The sequence below is a fragment of the Nostoc sp. NMS4 genome, from assembly GCF_017115095.1.
Classification (GTDB): Bacteria; Cyanobacteriota; Cyanobacteriia; order Cyanobacteriales; family Nostocaceae; genus Nostoc.
The window spans coordinates 36,312-42,330 of sequence record NZ_JABXKI010000145.1 but is presented as its reverse complement, the minus strand read 5'-3'; the positions used below and the strand labels follow the sequence as shown (position 1 = coordinate 42,330).

At 41.2% G+C, this 6,019-nt stretch carries 5 protein-coding genes; all 5 read right to left on the bottom strand.

Features of this window, described 5'->3' with window-relative positions:
• Nucleotides 1-3,368, bottom strand: a 3,368-nt coding sequence (locus HWQ37_RS11995) for a WD40 repeat domain-containing protein (RefSeq protein ID WP_465249692.1), incomplete at its 3' end; no start/stop codon positions are given.
• Nucleotides 3,369-3,378: 10 nt separating this feature from the next.
• Complete coding sequence (locus HWQ37_RS11990; RefSeq protein WP_292747417.1) at nucleotides 3,379-3,567, bottom strand: hypothetical protein; 189 nt, start codon at nucleotides 3,565-3,567, stop codon at nucleotides 3,379-3,381.
• Between the two features lie 5 nt (nucleotides 3,568-3,572).
• Entirely contained in the window at nucleotides 3,573-3,764 is a 192-nt protein-coding gene (locus HWQ37_RS11985) for a hypothetical protein (RefSeq protein WP_292747414.1), read from the bottom strand.
• 30 nt (nucleotides 3,765-3,794) lie between these two features.
• Nucleotides 3,795-5,144 (bottom strand): P-loop NTPase fold protein, encoded by a 1,350-nt coding sequence (locus HWQ37_RS11980; protein ID WP_292747410.1) that lies wholly within the window; start codon nucleotides 5,142-5,144, stop codon nucleotides 3,795-3,797.
• A gap of 380 nt (nucleotides 5,145-5,524) precedes the next feature.
• A complete protein-coding gene (locus tag HWQ37_RS11975) occupies nucleotides 5,525-5,860 on the bottom strand; it encodes an SH3 domain-containing protein (RefSeq protein ID WP_292747407.1) in 336 nt (111 codons plus the stop codon).
• Nucleotides 5,861-6,019: the final 159 nt, after the last annotated feature.

Here is a 6,019-nt window from a genome sequence, read left to right as displayed (position 1 = left end):
GCTTTGCCTGTGCTGACATCCCAGAGTTTGATCGTGTTGTCACCACTGCCAGAAGCCAGTGTCTTGCCATCGGGGCTGAATCCGACGCTAAAGACCGTACTGCTATGCCCTTCTAAAGTGTTAACTTCTATAGCGCGGTTTTCTTTCTTCTCATTTGGCTTTAAATAAACCGCTTGTCGTAAAGTTGCCACAGTTAGCATTGAGATATCGCTTCTGTGCTGCGCCCAAAGTGTATGCTTGAGTTTGTTACTTGCCCTTAAAGCTATTATTAAAGCATCTGGGTATTGTTCAGAGACAGCAAAGGCTTCAGAAGAATTATTGATGGCGTTAATTTGATTAACATTTGCCTCTACTGCCCACTGGAATGTTGCCGCAGCTAAAACAGCAAATCCTAAACCTGCGGTTATGGAACCAAAAAGGGCGCGTTTGAGAACACGATTAAGTTTCGCATCACTAATTTTTCTTTGTTCTCGTTCCTTTTCCAGTTCCGCCATTACCTGCTTTAACTTCGGTTCCTGTTGCTGGCGGATAAAGGCGGCGATGTAGTCATGTACCAGTTGATAACGGTCGGCGGGGTTTTCTGGTAGCAAAACCACTAAGCCAGATTGGACAAAAATTTCTAAAACTAAATCTAATTTACTGATTTCAGAAGCTTGTTTCCCCCTAGTCTCTGATCTCCCCGCCTTCTTTAACCCCCTTTTTAAGGGGGTTAAAGAAACTAAGCCCCCCTTTTTAAGGGGGGTTGGGGGGATCTCCGAGAAATACGGCATCAAATCGCGTTCCAATTCAGCACGAGTCTTCAGAGGGCGAGTTCCTTTTTCATCCGTCAGCAAATAGAGTAATATGTCTGCTGCTTGCTGATTTTCTTCACCGCAATCATTAACAACTTCATCCAAATAACGCTCAACTAATTCGTCTTTAGTGCCACGTTGCCGATATTCTGTCAGAGTTGTAATATTCTCCGTTTGCAGTTGCGCCCCCACAACCTGTAACTCAATGGGACGAACTTCACCCAATTCTCCGGCTAAATCTTGCACTAGTTGTTCAACTAAAGCAGGTTCTAAGTGAAAACTAGTATTTTCAGTTAAACGCTGAATAATTGACTTCGCATCAGCCGGTGAGAAGTTTCCTAACTTGTAAAGCACATTATTACTGAGAATGTCATTGCCAATAATCTTGAGACTGGACAAATCATTGCACTCCAGCAAGTAATGGATGTAATCCACCCGCAGCGATAAGATAACTTTCACCGATAAAACATTCAGACACTCTCCCAAAAACTCAAAGAATTGCTTCCTTTGTAATGCTTCAGTGTAAACAAAGAAAAATTCCTCAAATTGATCGAAAATTAACACCGTGCGGAGGTTACGCTGTTCGTTTTCTTTAAGTCTAGATATTAAATATTGCGGAGTTCCGAGTTCTGAGGGTGAACTTTGACCTTCTGAGGGTGAACTTTGACCTTCTGAGGGTGAACGTTGACCTTCTGAGGGTGAAAGTTGACCTTCTGAAGCTGAAAGTTGACCTTCTGAAGCTGAAAGTTGACCTTCTGAGGATGAAAGTTGACCTTCTGAGGATGAAAGTTGACCTTCTGAGGGTGAAAGTTGACCTTCTAACTCTCCCTCATCTTCCTCGTCTCCCAAAAGCCTCCCCAACTCTTCCACCCAGTTAGTGTAAACACGCATTACCACCGGCAAATAATCTTGAGTACCGATCGCTTTATTATTTAAAGCTGGCACCAGTCCCGCATTCACTAGGGAACTTTTGCCTACACCCGATTGCCCATGAATTACTATCAGCTTATAATCAGGGCGACCCATACGTTCAATTAAACGTTCTACATCCAAGAGGCGACCAGATGCGGCAATTTCTGGGGCAATGTTTCCTTGTGGAGAGTTTGAGCGTAACCTCTCTAAAAATATCTGTTTTGTAGCTTCTAACCTACCCGCACCAATAAAAGCCCGCAAGCCAAATTGCTGTTCAATAGAACGCCGTTGCTGTTTGATTTTGTATGCTTTGAGATATTCTTTCTGCTGAAAATAAAGCTGCTGCAAAAATCTGAGAATATCCAAGTAAAGCCTGATATCTTCTAAGGGATTACCGACATTATTCGCAGTTTCTAAGCTGAGGATTGCCTCTGGAATTTGACCTAAATAGTATTGAGAACGACCTAAAATAAACTGATAAAAGCTCAAATCTTTTGATTCTAAAACCCTTTTGGGAATATCAGATAAAATCTCTGATGTATTCGTTGATTCCAAATTGGGAATTGCCGCAAAAACTTCCAAGGCTTGCTTAACTAACTCATTTGCTTTCACCCAGTTTTTGTGAGCCAAAGCCACTTCAGCTAAAAAACCGTAATCTTTGGCTAATTCCCTTAGTTGGTTGTTAGCTTTATGAATCGCTAAAGCTTGTTCTGAAAGACTCTGCAATATTTCCCACTTTTGCAAGTCTCGCAAGATATCACCAACTTTCACTACTGAACTAGCAATTATCTCTGGATTGTGAAACTGGTTAATAAAATTTATATACTCTTGAAGATAATGCCAAGTTAATTGCCAATCGGGATGACTGATATCTTGATGTTTTAAAGCACTGAGATAATAGCAAAAGCCAATTTCACCGAGGATTTTTACCTGTCGTTCTAAATTATTACTTTGCTGCCAGAGCTTCTCAGCTTTGTGATAATGCTCCAACGCCAAATCTTTCTGACTATTTATCTGTTTAATAAAACCTAATAAAGATTCTAAATTAGCTTGAATGTCTAAATTATAAACATCTGGCTTTTTAACTAAATCTCTTTGTGCTGCTTCTAACTCATTTTGCAGCTTCAGATATACATCGACGTTAATTTTTAACTTATTACTAAACCATTGATTAGCCGTTTGGAGGATAAAATCGACTAATTCTTGGGTTGAGATGGCAAAATTTCTTGTAGTTGCCCAACTTTCTAAATCAGGCGCAAGCAGTATTAATTGCTTGTAGATTTCATCGTCAATCCACAACACTAAGGGAAAAGCAAAATTCTTGCGAAACTCTTCCCGCACCTGATTTGCAGAAGTTAAAATCGCAGACAAATTCTGTACTGATTCCAAACCCACAACCATTGCACAGGCTGGTATTGCTTCGCCGAATTCTGACTGAATCGCAGTATAAAGAGTCCGGTTCGATTGCTGCACCGTCAAGACACGAATTTCAACTTGACAAATTTCTCGCAATCTGGAGATTAAGCGATCGCGCAAGCTAGCATAATTACACCGTGCCAAAATCAGCTTAAACTGTCCCACAGAGGATTCTATTGCCCAAGCTAATTGTGTCAGAGTGCGTTCGCTGTTTACATGGTCATCTTCTGGTGATTGCGAGTCTGTCATAAACACAAAATTAAACGTCCTGGCGTTTTAACTCCTGTATCAATACTTGAGTGCGCTTGCTAGCTTCTCTTGCTTGTTGTCTAAAATACTTGGCTTGCTGACGGTCAATTAAACACACTTCAGATGCTTTTCTACTAAATTCAACAGCTTGTTTACTGAGTTCTTTGATACGAGTCTTTAACTCTGGGATTGTTTTCATATTTCCTACTGTTCTGAAATTACAATCTCTAAATTTTCTATCTCTTCATAAAGTCTATCTGCTCTACTAGCGAGTAAGCTAGCGTCCTCAAAATCGTTGTTTTCCACAGCTTTATCCGAGGCGGAATACAATTCTTCTGTGATTTGGTGCAATTGTGCATAAGCTTTTAACAAAATATTTCTGGTTTCTGGTTTCATAATCTAACTATTCATCGGTTCCCTGATTCCTCATTGCAACTCCCTGGCTTCCGCCAAAACCGGGTTAACATCAAACCAAGACTCGCCCCTATCCCGATATTCAAAGACAAACCGACTGCGAATTAACTTTTGATATCCGTGGTTATCGCTGACCTTTTTCCTTTCCTTGACATGACGTAACAATTGCCACTCATCCTCAGAAATCGGTAACATAATTTCATTCCGCCGAGAACGAATCACTTGCTCTAAGGTTTGACGAGTTAAGGGAAGACTCATCTCTTCCATAATCCAGGTATTTAGCAGCCTCAGCACATCCCGCACATGACCACCGCTCATTTGACATAATCGTTCTAGGCTAGCTGCACTATCAAAAATCTCAGTAATTTTATTTAAACGCTCCTCTGGTGTCATGTCAGGAAAAGCTCTAGCTAGTACCATCTGCTGCATGAGTGACATTCCCTGTGTATGAACACTGCCATCAGGCCATTGCACAGGTACCATTGGTAACACCTTGGGGTCTTCTGGGAAACGCTGAGTCAGCATTCCGTAATCGTTGGAAAACTTCAACGATAAAGGCATGGTGTAGATGAGATGACAATTCAGCTTCGTCAAAAACTCACCCTGGTCAACAAATAAATATTCTTGCTGCGGACGACCCCAAGGTTTGGCACGATTATCTATGCGGTCAAGATTATCGACAATTACCACCAGACCATTTTTACCCTGCTGTTTGAGTTTAGCGATCGCAGGTTCCAATAATTCTTGATTAATCGCTTCCAACAGCTTAGTTTTTTGCGGTGCTAAATACTGATTGAGTTTTTCTCGCAGCGTTGGGTCATTTTTCATCTTCGCGGTGATTTCCCCAATGCCCACAGACAGAGAAAACTTATCTTTATCTGTCGATAAACCGACATCACCAACCACCGGAAGCTTAACTTTTCCCGCCGTCACCTCAGAGTTTAAGACCTTCCAAGCACCTTGCAACAACTCATTAAACTTGTTAGGTGACTCCAAAGTAATTTTATCCAGACTTTGACTTACACGACGAGCGATCGCTAGCAGCACATCAGCAATATCAACATCAGTCATTTCCAAGTCATCACTGGACTCAAAATAGACTACATGGAAGCCTAACTTTTCCAGTTCAGCCTGTAACCGTAATAATTCCGTCGATTTTCCACAACCAATATGCCCAGTAAATAAAGTGCAAGTGGGTTCATTCGGCTTAAAAAAAGTAATTTTTTGCTTCAGCTTGCCAAGAATATCACCACCTCGTACCGAGGAAAAATCTATATAATACTTGCCATCAGAGCTATTGTTGACAAACAGAGTTCTGCTCGGATCGCTAGCCTGATAAAATTCCCGTAAATCTATGGACATAACCTGGTAATGCAATTATCTCGTATTGTCTTAACATATCCTTGTATCAAAGGATAAAGTTATTTACATCATTCCATCTCCACATTTCGGAAAATTTTCGCTTTTGTTCCCTCAAAGGCGAAAAAATGGTATATTAAAATGACTAAATATTGAATAGTTTTAAACTGAATTTTAATCGCCAGTTTTTAACAATATAAAGATACGCTTATCAAAAGCACAATCACATCTCGTCGTTGGTGGTTAGTAGGTGAAGATCGCTAATCTTCGGCTGAGTGCTTGTTCCCTGCCCTCTTTGTGCGGATGTCCTTTAAGCCCCATTTCCTGCCCAAGAAGCGATGTCTAAGACGGGCTACGCCTACGCTAATTTTTGACTGCTTTTATCAGTCCCCAGCCATTTCCAGGTAGCGATAATAAATCCAACCAGGACGATTGGAAAGTTTTACCCATTCGCCAGAAGACTTGGTTACTCTGACGTTGACATCATGTCGGTAAGGGATGACACCGATTTTTTGATAATTAAAACCAGAACCAGAGCGGATGACAACTCCCTTGCGGGTAGTTACCAACACTGTGCAAACAGGATTTACACCTGGTTTGAGCCGACATAGTTTTTCTGCTCGGCTTTGAGCTTGACCAGCAACGGCTGGAACAGTTCCGCCAGTTGCAATTAGTGTTAAAAACACTAAAGTAGTCAGTTGTTTGCTGAATTTAAGCATGATTTTACCTATTTACATGGATTATACCTGTATATCAATGTGAGGGGGTGGAGAGAAGCCAGTGCGTTGCAGGGGTTCCCAAAGTTGTAGCAACTGGCGCGGCACAGAAGAAAAGATATAACTAATATTTAAGTGATCTGCAAAAACCGAGACTCTTTT